We start from the raw sequence: 19,201 nt of genomic DNA on the forward strand, positions 1-19,201 counted from the left end.
CCCGGCGTCACGCGGTCCGACGGAAGAAGCTGAGAAAGAAGACGGCTACGCAGGCGACGGCTGCGACGGGTGCCATGTATTGCACGACGTTCGCAGCTGTTGCTCCTCCGCCAAGAAGGAAGCCCGCCAGCAGCGGGCCCGCGATCGATCCCACGCGTCCGACAGCGATGCTCGCTCCAGAGCCTGTGCCCCGCATGATCGTCGGGTAGTACTGAGCTGCGACTCCATAGAGCGCGTAGTTGGCGCCGAGAAGCAGAAAGCCCGCGGCGCCGCTGAGTGCGAGCAGCGGGCCAAGGGAATGAGCGCTGCTCATCGCAATCAGAACCACGATGAGCAAGGCATAGGAGCCCGCTAACGGCCACCGTGGACCAAACTGATCCACGAGTCTCGCGATCAGCAGCGCGCCCACCACACTGGCGAAATTGAACGCGAGCGCTGCCTGCGGAGCAACAGCGGGATCGAGGCCGGCTCCGATCACGAGTGTCGTGAGCCAGCCCAGGAACAGGTAGAGGATCAGGAGCGTCGGCAGGAACGCCAGCCACAGGAGCAGAGAAGGAAGGGCTCGTCCATCGCCGAAGAGGGCGTGCAGGATCGGCACGCGGTTGTCGGCTGTGCGTTCGCTGTGCCTAAGCGTCTCCTGCATGAGGAAATGCAGTGCAGCGGCGACGATCAATGGCAGCACGCCTCCGATGACGAAGATGATGCGCCAGTCGAAATCCGGCGCCAGCACCTGCGTGAGCAACGCCGACAAGCCTCCGCCCAACGGCATGCCGCAGAACATGGATGCCGCTGTCGATGCGCGTTTGTCAGGTGAGCTGATCTCCGCCGCGACCGCCATCATGTTGGGGAGCGCGGCGCCGAAGCCGAGACCCGCGGCCAGCCGTGCGCCGAGCAGTGTGGGAAAGCTCCAGGCAGCCGCAGTCAGCAGCGTGAATACGCTGAAGATGAGCACGGAGCAGATGAAGACAGGCTTTCGCCCCATACGATCCGCCAGCCAGCCGCCAAAGCTCGCGCCGATGACGAGACCGAAGTTGCTGATTCCCAGCGCCCATCCCAGCTGCGCCTTCGTCAATCCGAAGTACGGTGCGAGCTTCGGTGCGGCGACGCCCATCGCCTGGATGTCGAACCCTTCGAGGACGGCGACAGCGAAGCAAAGGCCGATGGTAAGTGCGGCGTTCGGACGTGCCGTCGCGGTTGACTCGCTCATGCATTCCCCCCGTGTCGTTGCGCATCAGTGTACGCAACTCGTTATGGTGGCTTCAGCGGATTCTATCGTTGCCGGATTCGAATGACTGTTGCCGGCGGATCGGCGTGATACATGAGCTCGACCGAAGCCGAGCGATGGCGCAGCAGTGCCTTCTGGTTGATCGAACCCTTGTCAGTGATCTCGCCGCCATCCAGCGATGGAGCGGAGGCGAGCAGCACGGCGCGCCGGATGTTCATGGAGCTGGCGGGAAAGCGCGTCGCATGGGCTTCGAGACGCTGCTGGAGCAGGTTGAGCAGCGGTGTGTGAGCCGCAAGCCAGTCGTACCCGGGCGAGTGCGACAGCGAGAGCTCGCGCGAGCAAGCCGCCAGGTCGGGAATCAGCAACGCAGTGAGGAACTCGCGGTCGAGCCCGGCGATGCCCACATCCTGGACCAGCGGCGAGAGCGCCGCGATCAACGTTGCTCGTAGCGGTCCGACACTCACCCACGTGCCGCTGGCGAGTTTGAAGTCCTCGGCAATGCGGCCATCGAAGAGAAGTCCCTTGCGCGGGTCTGTCGGATCGATCGGTCTCACGGCGTCGCCGAGCCTATAGAAGCCTTCCTCGTCAAACGCGGCAGCGGTCAGATCAGGGCGGCGCCAGTATCCCCGCGTCACGCTCGGGCTCTTCACACGAATCTCGAGCTTGCCGTCGATCGGCGTGAGTTTCACGAGATTGCCTCTTGCGGGCAGCCCGATCACGCCCGCGCGCGACATGGCGGGCGTCGTGAAGGTGACGGACGGACCGGTTTCCGTTGCGCCGAGTCCGGACAGCATCGGGATCCTGAAGCCGCGTTCAGCGATCGAGATCTCATCGAGCGTGTCGAGCGTGTGCTGGGACAGCGATGCGCCAGCGAAGAAGTAAGCCTGCAGGCGGCGGAAGAATTTTTTCCGCAGCGACGCGTCCTCCTTGAGCTGTACGGCAAGCGCGTCGAAGCCCTTCGGCACGTTGAAGTAGACAGTCGGCGATACCTCGCGCAGATTTCGAATCGTCGTCGCGAATCCGCCCGGCGTCGGCTTGCCGTCGTCGATGTAGAACGAGCCGCCGTTCAACAGCACGAGGCCAACATTGTGGCTGCCGCCGAACGTATGGTTCCACGGCAGCCAATCGACGATGACCGGTGGGTCGTTCGCGAGAAAGGGGAGCGCCTGGCGCACCATCACCGCGTTGCTGCAGAGCATGCGCTCGGTGATGATCACGGCCTTCGGCTCGCCGGTCGATCCCGAGGTCAGCAGGAATTTCACGACGCTGTCAGGGCCTGTCCTGGAATGCGCGTCTGCGAGTTCCTTGCCGGGCATTGTTTCGAGTGCCTCGAGCGTCAGCGCGTCGCGGTCGCCGATCTTGTCCGTATCGGCAAGCAACAATACGTCGGAAGGCGCCACCTGCGTTACCGCGCGGGCGAAAGTCGCACTGTCGAATGCGGCGACAAGGCCCGGTGTGAGCAGCCCGAAGACGTAGCGCAACTTGGCAAGTTCGCCCGAAGACAGCGAATAGGAGGGTGAGACGGCGCAACAGGGAATGCCGGCCCACGCTGCTGCAAATGCGAGAACGAGATGCTCGATGCTGTTTCCAGAGAGGATTGCGATCGGGCGTTCCGCGGATAGACCACGTCCGAGGAGTCCCGCGGCGACTCGCTGAACCCGACCGAGCATTTCCCGGTAAGTCAGCGCTTGCCAATCGCCGTCATTGAAACGACGAGCGATGAGGATGCGGTCTGGCGCCGTCTTTGCCCAGTGCCCGAGCATATCCATGGAGCGCGCGGGAGACGCATCGATCGGTTCGCGAGGCCGCAGCAGCATGGAACCATCCGCGCGATGCTCGACATCGGCATCGAACGGATCGGGTGTCCATGGGCTCGCGCTCATGTGCGTTCGGCCTGCCATTGCGCGATGGTCTTGCCTTCGCGCACGAGCTGGTCGAGCAGCGCGGCCGGCTGCCAGTGCATCGGGCCAAACTGCTTCTGATACTTCAGTATTCCGTCGCGCAGCCGCTCGAGGGTGATCGTGTCCGCGTAGAGGAGGGGGCCACCGCGATAGCGCGGAAACCCGTAGCCGGCGATCCAGACCACATCGACATCGGATGCACGCAGGGCGACTCCTTCTTCGAGAATCCGGATACCTTCATTCAGCAAGGGATAGAGACAGCGTTCGACGATTTCCTGGCTCGTATGCTGCCGCTGTTCGATGCCGAGCTTCGCGGCGCGCGCGCGCAGGATTGCGATCGCGTCGGGATCGTCGAACCTCGTGCGATTGCCCGCCTCGTAGCGATAGTAGCCTTTGCCGGTCTTCTGGCCGAGGCGTCCGGCCTCGTGGAGGGCAAAGTCAGCCTGGTAGTACGTCGGGTCCGGTGGATACTGGCTCGCATTCGCCGTGTGAACGTTCACGCCAACGTCGATGCCCGCCATGTCGAATACGCTGAGGATGCCCATGGCCATGCCCCATTCCTCGAGCGCGGTGTCGACCTGGCGCGGGGTTGCGCCTTCCAGCACGATGCGTTCAGCTTCACGTGCATAGCCTTCCATCATGCGATTTCCGATGAAGCCGTAGCAGACCTTCGCGAGCACCGGAGTCTTGCGAAGCGGCTTCGACAGATCCATGACAGTCCGGATCGTGCCCGGCGACGTCTTTGCCGTGCGCACCACTTCGAGCAGCGGCATCACATTCGCGGGCGAAAAGAAATGCATGCCGATCACGTCCTCAGGGCGTGATGTAGCGGCGGCGATCACGTCGATGTCGAGCGTTGACGTGTTGGTGGCCAGCACCGCGCCCGGTTTCGCGAGCTTGTCGAGAGTGGAGAAGATCTTCCTCTTGAGATCCATGTTCTCGAAGACGGCTTCGATGATCACGTCGGCATCGCGAAGGTCTTCGTAGGCGAGCGATCCGCGGATCAGGCCCAGGCGTTGTGCTTTCTCTTCCACCGTCAGTCGGCCACGCTGCACGAGGCCAGCGTACGTCTTGTCGAGTCCCTTGAGACCGCGATCGAGCGCCTCCTGCGTCGAATCCAGCAGCGTGACCGGGATACCGGCATTCGCGAAGCAGATGGCGATGCCGCTGCCCATCGTTCCCGCGCCGATGACGGCCGCGGACTTGATCGGGCGCGAGGACGCGTCGGCAAGCCCTGGAATCCGGCGAGTCTCGCGTTCCGCGAAGAAGGCATACACCGCGCCGCGCGACTCATCGGTCTGCTTGCAACCGTTCACGAGCCGGGTCTCGAGCTCCAGCCCATCCTTCAGCGACAGCTGCGCGGAGGCGCTGACCGCTTCGACTGCAACGAGGCCGGCGTTCCGATTCGGATACTTCTTCCTCGCTTCATCTTTCATGCGAGCGATGATCTCGGCCGTTGCGGTGGCTGCGTCGACTGCCATTTCGCCGGTCCGTCGAGGGCCGCGTCCGGCCGCCAGCAGATCCCGCGTGTACTCTATCGCGCCAGCCTGCAGGTCGCCGTCGATGACGGCATCGAGAAAGCCTATGGTTTGCGCCTGCGACGTATCAACTGGACGGGCAGAGAGAATGAAATCGAGCGCCTTCTCCACGCCGATCAATCTCGGCATGCGCTGTGTGCCGCCGGCGCCCGGAATGATGCCGAGCGTCACTTCGGGCATACCGAAGCGCGTTCCGGGTGCGGCGACACGATAGTGGCCGGCGAGAGCGATCTCGAGACCGCCGCCCATCACCGTGCCATGCATCGCAACGACGACGGGAATCGGCAGGTTCTCCCAGCCGTTGAACAGCTCCCTGTACTCCTCTTCCCGTGGCGGTCCGGAGAATTCCCCGATATCAGCGCCCGAGAAGAACGTCGAACCGTCGCAGCGAAGAAGTACGGCCTTGATCCCGGATATTGCGCGAATCTGCTCCAGCGCCTGCCGCAGGTCGGCGCGCACGGCGGCGGTGATCGTATTGACGGGGGGATTGTTGACAGTGACGACAGCGATGTCGCCATCCTGTCGCAGCGAAACGGTGCGGGTGCTCAAAGCGAAATCCTCTTCGTTAAACGGTTACGCCGACTGGAGCAGATCATTAGCGGCTGCGGCACTGAGTCGCGCTGCCTGGGCATTGGCAATACCCATGGCGCGAAGCAATCCGGCGGCCATGTTGGCGGCGACGGCGTGCGGCGGCGTAACGAGACGTTCTTCGAGAACGTGGCGCAGCACGATGACGATGACGCCCATCACGAGCAGGACACCGCTCTCCAGATCGACATGACGAAAGCGTTGGCTGCGGATGCCGTTATGCACGACATCGCGCAGGCCGCGGTTGATCGGAGCATCGACCATCGTTGCGCCTGAGTTCAGTCGCCACAGTACGCGCGCGCTGTCGGGATGCTCGATTGCAAAGTGCGCGAATACACACAGGGCGCGCGCCAGGTGTTCAGCGGGATCGTCGATGTCCTTGTTTGCATCGTTGACGGCCTGTTCGACTTGTCGGCGAACTGCAGCTGCGATCTCGCGCGCGAACACATCTTTGTCCGTGAAGTGGTTGTAGAAGCTGCCTTTCGCAACCTCCGCGGCTTCGACGATCTCGTCGACGCTCACGCCATCGACGTCGCGTGCCGCGAACAGCGCTCTGCCGGCACTCAGCAGTGCTTCGCGAGTGCGCGCGCGGCGGCGATCGGTGAGGCGGCGGGAGGGACCGGCCTTGGGCTGCGCCACGGTATGACTGCTCCAGTTCTGTCGAATTGACTACATCGTACAATAATGACTAAATGGTCATAAAGGTGTTTTTCGCCAGGACCGCATCCATGACTCGTTTCGCCGATGTCGAGATTCCATACGGGGCTTACTGGTCGACGCCGTTCGCGAAATGGCAGGGCGCATTGCAGCACCTGCACAGCGTGCGGCTCGCCGCGCACGTAGCCAAGTCGGAGCTGGCGAAGCGACAGATCGAAACCGCACAGTTCGATTTCGGCGTGCTCGGTATCACGCAGGTGCAATACCAGTCGTTCCAGGGCGCGATATGGCCCCTATATGAAATCGGTATGACTCACGTGGCCGGGCCGCAGTTGTCGCAGGTTTGTTCGACCGGTCCGCGCATCGTGCTGACTGCCGCCGCCGAGATTCAGTTGGGAATGGCGACTACTGCGCTGGTGCTGGGCGCGGATCGGACATCGAACGGTGCGCATATTTACTATCCGGCGCCGGCGGGATTCGGTGGAATGGGGCAGTCGGAAGACCAGGTGACTTACAATTTCTCGCACGACGTCAACGGCGGGCATTCGATGCTGCAGACGGCCGAGAATGTCGCGAAGAAGTACGGCGTCTCGACGCAGGAGCAGCACGATGTCGTCCTGCGGCGCTACGAGCAGTATCAGCAGGCACTGAAGGACGATCAGGCCTTCCAGCGGCGCTACATGACGCTGCCGTTCTCCGTGCCGAAGTACAACTTCAAAGGCGAGGCCGGCGTACTCACTGCGGATGAGGGCGTGTTTCCGACGAGCGTCGAGGGCCTGGCGCGGCTGAAGCCGGTCTTGCCGGGTGGCACCGTGACGTTCGGCAGTCAGACACATCCCGCCGACGGCAACTGCGGCATGGTGATAACGACGCCGGAGAAGGCGCGGCAGCTCAGCCGTGATCCGTCGATCCGCGTTCGTATTCTCGGGTTCGGCCAGGCTCGTGCCGATCTCGCGCACATGCCCGAAGCGCCCGTGCCCGCGACGAAGCGCGCTCTCGAGAACGCGGGCGTCTCGATCCGCGATATCAAGGCTGTCAAATCGCACAACCCGTTCGCAGTGAACGACATCGTGTTCGCGCGCGAGATGGGCTTCCCCCTTGAGAAGATGAACAACTACGGCTGCTCGCTCGTATGGGGTCATCCGCACGCAGCCACTGGTCTTCGCGCAATCATCGAACTGATCGAGGAACTCGCGCTGCAAGGAGGCGGCGTCGGTCTGTTCCAGGGCTGCGCAGCGGGCGACTCGTCAATGGCAGCGGTGATCGCGGTCGACGACCGTAGCTCGAAGTAGCGAGCAACGCGAACGGAACATTCATGTGAGTGCTCAAAATATCGCTGGCCTCGATCGGCTGTTCCGGCCGCGCTCGATCGCTGTCGTCGGCGCATCCGCATCCGAATCCAAGGTCGGCTATCAGCTGGTCGATGCTCTTCGTGGTTTCGATGGCCAGGTCTTTCCCATCAACCCCAAGGCGACGCAGATCGCGGGAAGGCAGTCGTATCCGCAGCTCAGTGCGTTACCTGTCGTTCCGGATCTCGTGCTCCTCGGGGTGCCGGCAAACGCATGCGTTGATGCATTGACAGAGGCTGCGCGGATCGGTGTCGGCGGTGCGGTGATCGTGGGTGGCGGCTTTGCGGAGTCAGGCCCAGATGGCGCAGCACTGCAAGCCCAGATCGAACGCGTCTGCAAGGGCAGCAGCCTGCGACTTCTCGGGCCGAACACAAGTGGTTACACGCGACCGGGCACGGGTTGTCACGCGTGTTTCCTGCCGACTGTTCAGCAGTTCGCGGCTGGTCCGCTAAGTATCGTCGCGCAGAGCGGCGGTGTGAATCTCACATTGGCACTGCTCGCGCATCGTCAGCGGCTGGGCATCAGGCTGGCTGTCGGTCTTGGGAATGCAGTGGACGTCGATGCGGCCGATGTCATCGAGTATCTCGCGCACGACCCGCAGACGAAGATGATCGGTCTGCACCTGGAAGGAGTTGCGGAAGGTCGCAGGCTCTATGACGTGTTGTCGCACGCGACGACGCTGAAGCCCGTCATCGTGTTGCCCGTCGGTCGCGCCCAAGTTGCGGATTTTGCTCAGTCGCACACGGGCAATCTCATGGGGCAGCATGCTGTGACAGTGGCCGCGCTGCGCCAGGCCGGGGCGATTGTCGTCGACGCGACGCAGTCCTTGGTCGACGCAGCGGTCGGCTTTCTGGGCGGACGAATCGCGCCGAAAGCGAATCCCGGTGTCGGTATCGTGACGGGGCAGGCAGGTCCCGGGCTCATCATTCTCGACGCGTTGCGCAGCGCCGCCGTGAATGTGCCGACACTCGCGCCAGCGACGGTTGCCGAAATATCGAAGCATCTGCCGCCCCTGACGTATTTGCAGAATCCCATCGATACGGGCCGGCCGTCGCCGCTGTTCGCGGACGTGATGGTCGCGGCCTCGCGGGACCCAGCCATCGATGCAATCATCACGTTTGCGCTCGACGAGCCCGCTGCGATCGACGCAGTGGCTGTTTTCGAGCGCGCGCGTAAGGACATCAAGCAACCGCTGGTGTTCGCGACGCTGGGCCTGGAGGGGTCAGTCGACGTCACGCAGAACAAGCTGCAGTCGCGTGACATTCCCGCATTGGAATCGCCGGAGCGCGGCGCCGTGGCCGTGCGAGCACTTGTCGACGATGCGAAGGCGCAGTATCGACGGCTCATCACGACGAGAACCGTTGCGGCTGCCGGTCGGGTGATTGCCCGGGCGCTGGACGAAGCGTCAGCCAAGGCGTTGCTGGCAGAGTTCGGCATCCGTTCACCCCGCTCACGCTCGTGCAGGAACGAAGAAGAAGCGGTAACCGCCTTCGATCAGCTCGACAAGCCGGTCGTCGTAAAAGTCCTGGACCCGCGGATTGCGCACAAGACCGAAGTCGGCGGCGTGCATCTCGGCGTTCGCACAGCCGATCAGTTGAGCGCGGCACTGCAAAAGATCGATGCGATCCCGGGCGATATCAGCGACCGCGGCTACCTGATCGAGGAGATGGCATCGAGCGGCATCGATTTGATTCTGGGCGCTCGACGCGATCCGAGTTTCGGCGCGACAGTGCTGCTCGGCCTCGGAGGTACCGAGGCCGAGGCGCTCAAGGACGTGAGCATTCGTCTTGCGCCGCTCGACCGTGTCGACGTCGAAGAAATGCTGCGCGAACTGCGCGGCTCGGCGTTGCTGGATGGGTGGAGGGGCGCGCCGGCAGTCGACCGCGACGCAATCATCGACGCCGTCGTTGCGGTCGCGGATCTCATGGAAGCCGCTGCCGATCTGCGGGAGCTGGACATCAACCCCTTGCGATGCACATCGAAGGGTGTTCAGGCACTCGATGCGTTGATGATCTGGAGCGACTAGCGGCTACGAGACCTTGACGACGAGTTGGCCGAGGCCGGTGATCGTCGCGTTCACGGTATCGCCGGAACGAATCAGGCCGACTCCCGAAGGCGTTCCCGTGAAGATCACATCGCCCGGATGCAGTGTGTAGAACGACGAAGCGAACACGATGAGTTGCGGCACGCTCAGCACGAGATCACGCGTGTTGGCGCGCTGTCGGGGTTCGCCGTTGACTGACAGATCCAGGTCGAGCTGGCCGACATCGGCGATCTCGTCCGGGGTAGTGAGCCACGGACCAAGCACTGAATAGGTATCGCACGACTTGCGAATGCTGCGCTCTTCGGTGCCACGCAAGGTGATGTCCAGTCCGATGCAATAGCCGGCGACGTGACTCATGGCATCGCTCGACGCGACTTTCGATGCGGTCTTGCCGATCACGACCGCGAGCTCGATTTCATGGTCCGTGCGACGGTCGGGCAGTGCCAGGCGAATGCCTTCGGAGGCACCGCACATCGAGCTGCTGGCTTTGAGAAAGAGCCCGGTTTCCTGGATGCGGCGAAGCTGTTCTTTCGGAAATGTAGCGGCGTCCGCGGTCGCTTCGGCGATATGTGAAGCGTAGTTGACGGGCGCGGCAACCAGCTTCCCTGGATTCGCGATGGGCGAGAGCAGCGCTACGGAATCAAGGTCGATCGGGCTGGCGCTTGCGGCTTCGCGCTCGAGGGCTTCCTTCAGACCCGGGAGAGCATCGATGAATACGTCATGAGTCGGGAATGGATACCGCTGCGCGGGCAGCTGCGAAAGGACTGCCGTGACGTCGCGAATCTGTCCGCCTACGACGAGGCCGATGCGGTTCCGATCGAAGCGGCAGATGCGCATGCGAGCCTCCTGAGCGATAGGCACGCATTCTAGCGATACGCGAGCAATGACTTCGTGATCTTTCGCGAAGGCCGGCGCGACAATGGTGATGGCTCGCGACGCTATAGCCCACGTTCGCGACGATAGCGTTCCATTGCATTGTCGGCACGATCGATCTGTGAGCCGCTGCAGCTCGACGCGTTGCTCGTGCGTCGTCCATCCTTGTAGTACACGACGCAGCGATTCTCGCTGAAGATCACTTCGCCCACGCCGTTGCGACCCATGACGACCCGCGGCTGGCCGCTACCCGGATTTGAGCCGCTCCAGCCTCCGGAGTCGCGCCCGACGCGCCGCACCGAAGACACCGCGTCGTTGAGTCCGATCGCGCGCAGGGATGAGTAGCGACCGGGGTCGAGCGTTTCGCAGCGACCGCGAAAGTCGGAATCGGAACAGATTTCCCACCGGCCATAGCTGATGACGACGGACGATGCGCGGTCATTGAATCCGCGGCTTTTGAGATCCGACTCGTTGATGCTGATCGGCAGCGATTCACCTTTGAATCCATCGTCCTGAAACAGGAGCACCGCATCGCGGCCGTTATCGCGCCCGCTGTCGGGACGGATCGAGGAGATCTGATCGTTCAGTCCCATGGCGCCGAGCGACCCGTAGCGACCGGCATCCAGCGTGATGCAGCGGCCGCCAAAGTCGGCATCGGTGCAGACGAGCCAGCGGCCGCGATCGATGATGACCGACGAGGCCTGGTCGTTGAGACCGACGCCCTTCAGGTTCTGCACCTCGTCGCGAGTCCTGAACTCCTTGCCCTGAAAGTTGTTGTCCTGGAACAGGGAGATTTCGGCGAAAGATGCGGTGCTCGCAAGGAGCATGACCAATCCGGCGAATGGGATCACTTTCTGCGCTGGGCGATACGGCACTTGAGTCCTCCGGGTTCCACATCCTCGGGTGAGAGCATGCCAGAGCAATCTGACTGGCACCTGACTGCGCGGACCGCGGGCTCGTATACAAAGCGTTGTGGTCGTGCGCGATTGCAAAGTCGCCGACGGCGGAGTATGGATAGGTGCAAGTGCGCCGGCTCATGCTCATGGGTGCAGAGCGCACGTGATCTTCGCACGCCTGCAGTCCATGGCTGCAGGACACACCAGAAGGGGGCCGGAAGATGAAGAAGAATCGAGCGCGGACCGCCCGCGCCTGTAGCAATCCGCATCAATCACTGCGCGCGTGGCTGGCATCGGGGGTCGCAATTGTTGCGCTGGCCGTGACCGGCGTCGGCGATTCCCATGCAGGATCGAACGGGGGCGGATCGAATCATGGTCATCACGACCGGGACGATCGCGGCAAGGGGCATGATCGGGGCAAAGACGTCGAGCTGCGGGTCCTCTCGAGCCCGGCGCGTTATGTGTCCGGCGGCGATGCGCGGATCCAGGTGACCGCGGCGCCCGGCCTGCACAACAAGATTCAGCTCTATCTCAACGGCCAGCAGATCAAGCCGGTGCTGCATTCGAGCGGCCATCGTCTGGAAGGCATCGTCAGCGGATTGCGAGACGGCGAAAACTGGCTCGAGGTGTACGCGAAGGGCCGCTGGGAGCGTGATGCGATCAAGCTGACCAACTATCCGATCACCGGCCCGATGTTCTCGGGTCCGCAGCAGCACCCGTTTGTGTGCACGACGACGCAAAGCGCGGTCGGTCGTCAGCCGATCGTTGAGAGCGCGACACCTCCGGGTACGCGGGTCTTCGATACAGCTGGCAACATCGTCGGTTACAGCCAGGATTGTTCGATCGAGACCTTCGTCACCTATCTCTATCGCACCACCGGCAATGCATGGGCTGCGTTGCCGACGAACGGCACGCGTCCCGCCGATATGTCGAACGTGACGTTGGCCGACGGCAGCGTCGTCGACTTCATCGTCCGGCGCGAAGTGGGATCGATCAATCGCTTCCTCTACAGCTTCGCGATGCTCGCACCCGCGGGTGAGAATCCGGCGAAACCCGATCTCAGCCGCTGGAATCGCAAGCTGCTCTACTGGTTCCAGGGCGGCGTCGCGATCGGTCACTCGCAGGGCACGGTGCACAGCGGTTCGCTCAACCCCGACATTCTGCGCCTCGGCTACGCGATCGTTCATTCGAGCGGCAACAACACCGGTACGCACTACAACCTGCAGGTAGCGGGCGAGACGGCGATGATGACGAAGGAGCGCTTCATCGAACGCTATGGCGTTCCGTCCTACACCGTGGGTCTCGGCGGTTCAGGCGGCGCAATTCAGCAGTACATCCTCGGCCAGAATCAGCCGGGCATCCTCGACGCGCTGCTGCCGGTGCAGTCGTATCCCGACATGGTTACGCAGACGATCCACGTCGGCGATTGCGAACTGCTCGAGTACTACATGGACGCGACTGATCGCAACAATGCGAAATGGCGCGTGACCAAGAATCGCAGCTGGCTCGTGGGTTTCAACGCGGAGGAAGGATTCGACAAGGTCAACGATCCTCTGGCGCCGCTCAAGACCGCACTCGGTTATGGAACCGCAGTCGGGTCTACGGAGTGCATACCCGCATGGCGCGGACTGTCGCCGCTTGCAATGAATCCGTGGTACGGCCAGGCAGCGAACCAGCAGAACTACGAACCGCAATCGGCGATCGCTGCCATTCGCTGGACGCACTGGGACGATCTGCGAAACATCTATGGTGTCGACTCGACGGGTGCGGCGCGCCCGACGTGGGACAACGTCGGCGTGCAGTATGGCCTGCAGGCGCTGCATGACGGCAACATCACGTTCGAGGAATTCCTGCACCTGAACTGGAACATTGGCGGCTGGAAGCAGCCGAGCGAGATGGTGCAGGAAGGCTTCCCGTTCTTCGGGACATCGAATGCCGAGATCGCCAAGGCACTGAGTGTTCCCGGCTACTTCGATCCGTGGAGCCGCCGCAACATGAACGTGAGCCCGAGCCCAACAGAACCTGCGCCGCGTACCAGTGGCGACTTCAGTGCGATGCGCGCCGCATACACGTCCGGAATGGTGTTCAGCGGCGAGCTCGAACGGCCGACCATCGACCATCGGCAGTACATGGAGCGTGAGCTCGACATGCACAACGTGCATCAGAGCTTCGCCGTGCGCAAACGTGTGATCGAGAAGATGGGCAACTCCGACATGCTCGTGATCTGGTTCACCGATACGATGCCGGGCGTGCCGAAGGCAAGCCAGTCGATGGACGCCATCGCCGTGATGGATGAGTGGGTCCGCAACATTCAGCGAAACCCGCACAAGGGAATTCGCGGCAACCGTCCGGCGCGTGCTGTCGACAGCTGCTTCGATGTGAGCGGACAGTTGATCTATGCGGGACGCGACGCCTGGAACGGTATTCTCGACGACAAGCCGGTGGGTCCGTGCACGCAACGCTTCCCGATCTACTCGACCTCGCGCATCGTGGCGGGAGCACCGATCGAAGGCGGTATCTACAAGTGCGCACGCAAGTCGGTCGATCGGGCGGTGGCCGACGGCACCTACGTGCCGGCTTCGCCCACTGCTGAGCAGATCGAGAGCCTGAAGAAGATCTTCCCCGAAGGTGTCTGCGACTACAGCCGTCCCGATCAGGCTCGGCCGCGGCGATCGCACTGATGCCAGCTGATTCATGGAGAACGCGCTTCGTCGGTTGCCCGACGAAGCGCACTTCAGTCGAAGGGGAGACGACATGACACTCGCGTTCGACGGCGCCGCCTCGACCACAGCGCTTGCAGGAATTGCCGCTATCGCAGTCGTGACGTGGCTCGTCAGCCTCGTGAAGCGTGACGCAAGTATTGTGGACAGCGTCTGGTCCGTGCTGATCTGGACGGCCGGAGCTGTCTACTTCCATGCGGCCGATGACCCGGGCCAACGTGGCTGGTTGATGCTGGCTCTGCTATCGGTATGGGCATTGCGCCTGTGCGTCTATATCACTGCGCGCAACTGGGGCGAGCCAGAAGATCGTCGCTACCAGAAAATCCGTGCGCGCAATCAGCCGCATTTCGGCTTGAAGAGCCTCTTCATCGTGTTCCTGTTGCAGGGTGTGCTCGCGTGGATCGTCGCGTGGCCGATGATGGCGGTCGGTGCCGAGCCCGCGGAACTCTCGGCTCTGGATTGGCTGGGAGCAGCGCTGGCGGTCTTCGGTATTCTTTTCGAGGCGATTGCCGATTGGCAGATGGCTCGATTCAAAGCGCGGCGAGAGAGCGAAGGGCAAGTGATGGATCGGGGATTGTGGCGCTACTCGCGTCACCCGAACTACTTCGGTGAGACGTGCGCCTGGTGGGGTCTGTGGTTGCTCGCCCTTGCAGCGGGCGGATGGTGGACCATCGTGAGTCCACTATTGATGACGGTGCTGCTGCTGAAAGTATCCGGCGTGGCGCTGCTGGAGCGCGACATCGGCACGCGGCGACCAGCGTACGCGCAGTACGTGAAGCAGACCAATGCCTTCATCCCGGGACCGCCGCGCTCGGCCTGAGAGGAGCTTGATTGGATCGGTGATGTCAGCGGGAGCGTTGCCGGCGCTCGATATGCAACACTTTGGATGTCCAGTCGCGCGCCTTGTCTTTGCAGCGAGCGGCATCCGCTGCCCGTCCTTCCTGTTCGGCAGCGGTGGCACGCTGGGTCCACATGCGAACGCGCTCCCTAGCGGCTTCATGTCCGAGATGGAGTTCATCCGCTTCGAGCCGGTCTTGCTGCATGAGAATTCCCTTCGTAATCGGTGGCCGGCACCTTACCCCGCGATCGTGACGAGAGCGAGTCAGGACATGAGATCGGCGGCGTAAGGCAAAGCGCTACACGGATGAATGAGATCTCTCGGGACTTCGTCCGATGCTGCTGATAGGGTTCAGTTGTTCGCCGCAACAGGTCTGGAGCCGCACATATATATGTAGGGGGAGTTGGCCAGCGCATGAGGCAAACCCTTACAGACCCGGGCGACAAACGCCAATTTATTGGCACTGTGAAGCGGAAGGCTTGCCAGTTCGGCGCGGATGGCGATCATCGCGGCCGGTGCGCCAGCCATAAGGTGCTCAGCCACAAGGCATTCGGTCGATGCTGAAGGACTACGTTCATCAGAGTCCCCTGGAAACGGGATTTCACAAACGAGTGCGCCGTCGTCGCTGGTTGAGCGTGACGGCCATCTTCCTCGTTTGCGGTCTCGTGTCGCTAATAGCGGGCGTCGTCGCACTGGCTCATCAGCTCGACGCGGCCCGGGTTTCCATTGCCGAGCGTGTCGAGACCGGTGCCCGGATCCGCGAACTGCAGGCCATGATGGTGCTGCTGGTCGATGCGGAGACGGGACAGCGCGGCTACATGCTCACGCAGAAGCGTCGTTACCTCGAACCCTACGAGCATGCGGTGGTCAGCTTCCCCGCTGCGCTCAGCGCAACGCGACTGGCCGCGGTGCACGACGTCCATCTTTCCGAGCAGCTGCGAGACATCGAGCGACTGGTCGATCGCAAGCTCACGGAGCTGGCGAAAACGATTCGCATGTACGACGAAGGTCATCGCGGCGACGCGTTGAGTCTCGTGCAGACCGATGAAGGTCAGCGCCTGATGGAGGAGGCCAGGGCGACCATCGTGGCGGCGATCGAGGAGCTGCGCGTACGACGCGAGGCTGCGGACAGACGCGTGCTCAGCGGAAGCACGGCGATTGCCCGCTGGGCGCTGGTGACGACGATCGCGCTGATTCTCTCCATCGGCTTCGCGGCGATGCAATTGCGGACGATGTATACCTCCGGAAAGCGTTCCGAGAAGGCTCTGCGAACGCAGACGTCGATTCTCAATCTCGTGATCGATGAGATTCCCGCCATCGTAGCGATCGTCGACGTCGACGGCCGCTATCGGCTCGTGAACAAGTCTTTCGAGCGCTGGCGCGGACGGACTCGCATGCACATCATCGGCAAGTCCATTCGCGAACTGTCGGGCGAAGAGGAGCACGAGCGCAGTGCGCCCTGGATGCAGCGGGCACTCAAGGGTGAAACGGTCACGTTCGAGAAGGACTATCCCGACGCCAACATCAAGCACCTCTCGGTGACGTACAGTCCGCTCGTGCTCGAGGGCGGAGAGATCGGCGGGGTCGTGGCCATCGGCCACGACGTGACCGAGCATCGCCAGGAGCGAAGCCGGCTGCAGAACCTGAGCCAGCGCGACGCATTGACCGGGCTGCTCAATCGCAGCGGGTTCGAAGGCTATCTCGACAGCCGCGGTGGCGAAGGGGTGACGGGGCTCACGCTCATGTACGTCGATCTCGATCACTTCAAGCCGGTCAACGATGTCCACGGTCATGCCGCCGGCGATGAAGTGCTGCGGGTCTTTGCTGATCGCATTCAGGGAATGGTGCGGCCCTCGGACGCGGTTGCACGGCTCGGCGGCGATGAATTCGCGATCGCGCTGAGCGGCCTGCGTTCGGAAGCCGATGCGCACACGATCGCCAGCGACGTGATTGCCGCGGCCGAGCGGCCCATTCCGATAGGCGAGCAGAGTGTGGTCGTCAGCGCGAGCGTCGGTGTGTCGTTCGGTACGAGCGCCGATATCGACTGGCGGTCCATGATCGAGCGGGCCGACGACATGCTGTATCGGGCGAAGAAATCGGGGCGCGGAAGGGTCAGCGGCCTCGGTTCGGAAGAGCCGCGGGCTTAGCGCTCGCAGCGCTTAGCGCAACGCTGTCGCGTTAAGCGCGAACCGTACAAGTTCTGATTCCCCCTCGCATTGCGAGAGCTAGGCTGTCGCGAACAACAAGATACCGGCTCGCCAGTGTTCGCTGAAAATTCCACCGCGTGGGGGCGCGAAGGTACGCTCCATCCCCATCGCAGCCAGCGCTCGTGGCCGGTGACGGCAATCGCGCCGCTGGTCGTCTTCCTCCTGTGCGCGGCGCTGACGCTCTGGGTCATGCGGTCCGCCGGAGAGAGCACAGTCGCACTTGCCGAGCGCACCCTGAGCGAGCGTGCCACCCGGGTCGAGAAAGCCATCCTGCAGCGTCTGCTTGCTTGCGAAGCCGTGCTCTGGGCGGGGGCGGGCTTCATCGATACGACCTGGCCCACGACGCCGCAGCAGTGGAAGCAGTTCATGGATCCGCTGCAGCGGTCCTCCATTCCTTCGGGTGTGGAAGGCTTCGGTTTTTCCGCCGTGGTCGACCGGTTGGCGCCGGGCCAGCGAAGGGCTCTCGAAGAGGACAACTGGAAGGAAACTCCAGGCGCGCAACACGAACAAACCGCAATCCTGTTCCTCGAGCCTCAGACCGTACGCAACCGGCGAGCACTGGGATTCGACATGGCTGGCGAGGCCGTACGTCGCGAGGCCATGGAGCGCGCTCGCGATTCCGGAGCTGCGGCACTCACGGGTCCGGTCACGCTCGTACAGGAGACGGAGATCGATAAGCAGCCGGGCTTCCTGCTGTACGTGCCTGTTTACCGGGAAGGCTCGTTCCTCGGCACGATTCAGGATCGTCGAGCGGCATTCCTCGGCTATGTCTACAGCCCATTCCGGGCGAGGGATTTCCTCGAGACGGCCGTGCTGCCCGAGGCGCGAGGCGTCAGCATCGAAGTCATGGACAGCAAGTCCGGCGGCCGCATGCTTTACGACCAGGCTGAGTCCACCGGCAAGAACGCCGCAGCTCTCGTTCGCTCGCTGTGGGTCGGCGGCCATGAATGGACCCTGCGCGTGACGGCAACGCCGGAGCTCATGAAACAAAGCGAAAGGCTGTCGCAATGGCTTGTGCTGCTCATCGGCGCGATTACGACGCTGCTTTGCACGGGACTGATGGTGGCGATGGCGCTGAGCCGCCAGCGTCTCGGCGAGCGTCTCGTTGCGGAGGAAAGGAGGATCGAGCAGGAGCATGACGCTGCAACCATGCTCGATAACTCGCTCGAAGTATTCATCGTCATCAACGAGCGCGACGAAGTGCTCGAATGGAACAAGCAGGCTGTCCAGGTCTTTGGCTGGACGCGGGAGGAGGCGGCGGGCCGCTTGCTGGTCGACCTGATCGTGCCGGAGCGGTTCAAGCAGGGGCACGTGAACGCGATCAGGAATTTCCGATCACGCGAGCACAATCTCCTCGGCAAACGTGTCGACATGCCGGCGGTGCGCAAGGACGGCACGGAGATCACAGTCGCCATCTCGATCGCGTCGGTGCTGCGAAGAGGCGAGAACGTCTTCTTTGCATCGTTGCGTGACATTACTGTCCGTCGGCAGCAGGAGGCGGAGGTCCGCAAGTTGAACGCAACGCTGGAGCAGCGTGTCGGTGAGCGCACCGTAGAGCTCGAGACCGCGAATCGGCAACTGCAGTCGGCTTATCGGGACCTGGAGGCCTTCACGCGCAGCGTGTCGCACGATCTGCGGGCGCCGCTTCGCACCATCAATGGATACAGCGCGCTGCTCGCGGAGGATATCGGGCCGACGCCTTCACCTGAGGTGCAACGCGATCTGGATGCCATCGCGCACACGACGCGCCGCATGGAGAACATCATCGACAGTCTGCTCCGCCTGGCGTCAATCGCTCAGCGAGGGATGCAGACGCAGGACGTGCATCTGGGGAGTCTGGTGGATCGTGTGCTCGAGGAGTTGAATCCGCCGCCGCATGCGTCGATTCGTGTCGCGCGCGACGAACTGGGATGTGTGAGGGCGGATCCGGGATTGTTGTCCGTTGCGCTGCGTAACCTGATCGCCAACGCCATCAAGTTCTCGCAGCACAAGGAACAGCCGATTCTGTGGATTGGGGCCGAGCAACACGGCCGGGAGCGCGTCTGCCACATCCGCGACAACGGCGTCGGATTCAACAATGCCTATGCCGACCGATTGTTCGGCGCATTCCAGCGACTGCATTCGGATCGGGAGTTCGAGGGGACAGGACTCGGCCTGACGATCGTGAAGTCCGTCATCGAAAAACACGGCGGGCGTATCTGGGCCGAAGCCGAGCAGGATCGCGGCGCGACATTTTTCTTTGCACTTCCCCTGTGCTGAAAAGCAGGTGCGGCTGCGGACGTAGCGACTAAGGCCATTTCCGCATGGTCAACGCCGCGCGGACGGTGAACACTTCGCTGCGACAGGAGTCGCGCCAACCCGGCGG

General features: G+C 62.8%; 12 protein-coding genes. 6 read left to right on the forward strand and 6 right to left on the reverse strand.

Features of this window, described 5'->3' with window-relative positions:
* Positions 1–7: 7 nt before the first annotated feature.
* From HNQ60_RS13335 to HNQ60_RS13350, 4 genes are all read right to left on the reverse strand, one after another.
* Entirely contained in the window at positions 8–1,207 is a 1,200-nt protein-coding gene (locus tag HNQ60_RS13335; RefSeq protein WP_184332542.1) for an MFS transporter, read from the reverse strand.
* A 62-nt stretch (positions 1,208–1,269) separates the two neighbouring features.
* Positions 1,270–3,108, reverse strand: a complete 1,839-nt coding sequence (locus tag HNQ60_RS13340; RefSeq protein ID WP_221304188.1) for a feruloyl-CoA synthase — start codon at positions 3,106–3,108, stop codon at positions 1,270–1,272.
* The gene (locus tag HNQ60_RS13345) at positions 3,105–5,213 is read right to left on the reverse strand and encodes a 3-hydroxyacyl-CoA dehydrogenase NAD-binding domain-containing protein (RefSeq protein ID WP_221304189.1); all 2,109 of its coding nucleotides are present in this window, start codon (positions 5,211–5,213) and stop codon (positions 3,105–3,107) included. The genes HNQ60_RS13340 and HNQ60_RS13345 overlap by 4 nt, the downstream gene beginning before the upstream one ends.
* Positions 5,214–5,237: 24 nt before the next feature.
* A complete protein-coding gene (locus tag HNQ60_RS13350; RefSeq protein ID WP_184332546.1) occupies positions 5,238–5,891 on the reverse strand; it encodes a TetR/AcrR family transcriptional regulator in 654 nt (217 codons plus the stop codon).
* Positions 5,892–5,980: 89 nt separating this feature from the next.
* Between HNQ60_RS13350 and HNQ60_RS13355 the strand changes: the two genes are divergently transcribed.
* Both HNQ60_RS13355 and HNQ60_RS13360 read left to right on the forward strand, forming a co-directional pair.
* The gene (locus HNQ60_RS13355) at positions 5,981–7,201 is read left to right on the forward strand and encodes a thiolase family protein (protein WP_184332548.1); all 1,221 of its coding nucleotides are present in this window, start codon (positions 5,981–5,983) and stop codon (positions 7,199–7,201) included.
* Between the two features lie 25 nt (positions 7,202–7,226).
* Positions 7,227–9,284, forward strand: a complete 2,058-nt coding sequence (locus HNQ60_RS13360) for an acetate--CoA ligase family protein (RefSeq protein WP_184332550.1) — start codon at positions 7,227–7,229, stop codon at positions 9,282–9,284.
* A gap of 3 nt (positions 9,285–9,287) precedes the next feature.
* On the opposite strand, the gene HNQ60_RS13365 is transcribed toward HNQ60_RS13360, so the two are convergent.
* Both HNQ60_RS13365 and HNQ60_RS13370 read right to left on the reverse strand, forming a co-directional pair.
* Complete coding sequence (locus HNQ60_RS13365; RefSeq protein WP_184332553.1) at positions 9,288–10,139, reverse strand: fumarylacetoacetate hydrolase family protein; 852 nt, start codon at positions 10,137–10,139, stop codon at positions 9,288–9,290.
* A gap of 101 nt (positions 10,140–10,240) precedes the next feature.
* Positions 10,241–11,002, reverse strand: coding sequence for a beta/gamma crystallin-related protein (locus HNQ60_RS13370; protein ID WP_184332555.1), 762 nt, complete (start codon positions 11,000–11,002; stop codon positions 10,241–10,243).
* 290 nt (positions 11,003–11,292) lie between these two features.
* Here HNQ60_RS13370 and HNQ60_RS13375 point away from each other — a divergent pair, with 290 nt between their 5' ends.
* The 4 genes from HNQ60_RS13375 (at position 11,293) to HNQ60_RS13390 (ending at position 19,095) form a co-directional block, all read left to right on the forward strand.
* Positions 11,293–13,752 carry a DUF6351 family protein gene (locus tag HNQ60_RS13375; protein WP_184332556.1) on the forward strand — a complete coding sequence of 820 codons (2,460 nt, stop codon included), beginning with the start codon at positions 11,293–11,295 and terminating at the stop codon, positions 13,750–13,752.
* Positions 13,753–13,825: 73 nt separating this feature from the next.
* Entirely contained in the window at positions 13,826–14,611 is a 786-nt protein-coding gene (locus HNQ60_RS13380) for a DUF1295 domain-containing protein (RefSeq protein ID WP_184332558.1), read from the forward strand.
* A 575-nt stretch (positions 14,612–15,186) separates the two neighbouring features.
* Complete coding sequence (locus tag HNQ60_RS13385) at positions 15,187–16,776, forward strand: diguanylate cyclase domain-containing protein (RefSeq protein ID WP_184332560.1); 1,590 nt, start codon at positions 15,187–15,189, stop codon at positions 16,774–16,776.
* A gap of 114 nt (positions 16,777–16,890) precedes the next feature.
* Complete coding sequence (locus HNQ60_RS13390) at positions 16,891–19,095, forward strand: CHASE domain-containing protein (protein ID WP_184332562.1); 2,205 nt, start codon at positions 16,891–16,893, stop codon at positions 19,093–19,095.
* Positions 19,096–19,201: the final 106 nt, after the last annotated feature.

It is taken from the genome of Povalibacter uvarum (assembly GCF_014202975.1).
GTDB classification, from domain to species: domain Bacteria; phylum Pseudomonadota; class Gammaproteobacteria; order Steroidobacterales; family Steroidobacteraceae; genus Steroidobacter; species Steroidobacter uvarum.

Coding starts and splice junctions, on each gene's coding strand:
- HNQ60_RS13335 (WP_184332542.1), bottom strand. CDS start 1,207: ATGAGCGAGTCAACCGCGACGGCACGTCCGAACGCCGCACTTACCATC.
- HNQ60_RS13340 (WP_221304188.1), bottom strand. CDS start 3,108: ATGAGCGCGAGCCCATGGACACCCGATCCGTTCGATGCCGATGTCGAG.
- HNQ60_RS13355 (WP_184332548.1), top strand. CDS start 5,981: ATGACTCGTTTCGCCGATGTCGAGATTCCATACGGGGCTTACTGGTCG.
- HNQ60_RS13365 (WP_184332553.1), bottom strand. CDS start 10,139: ATGCGCATCTGCCGCTTCGATCGGAACCGCATCGGCCTCGTCGTAGGC.
- HNQ60_RS13370 (WP_184332555.1), bottom strand. CDS start 11,002: ATGCTCCTTGCGAGCACCGCATCTTTCGCCGAAATCTCCCTGTTCCAG.
- HNQ60_RS13375 (WP_184332556.1), top strand. CDS start 11,293: ATGAAGAAGAATCGAGCGCGGACCGCCCGCGCCTGTAGCAATCCGCAT.
- HNQ60_RS13380 (WP_184332558.1), top strand. CDS start 13,826: ATGACACTCGCGTTCGACGGCGCCGCCTCGACCACAGCGCTTGCAGGA.
- HNQ60_RS13385 (WP_184332560.1), top strand. CDS start 15,187: ATGCTGAAGGACTACGTTCATCAGAGTCCCCTGGAAACGGGATTTCAC.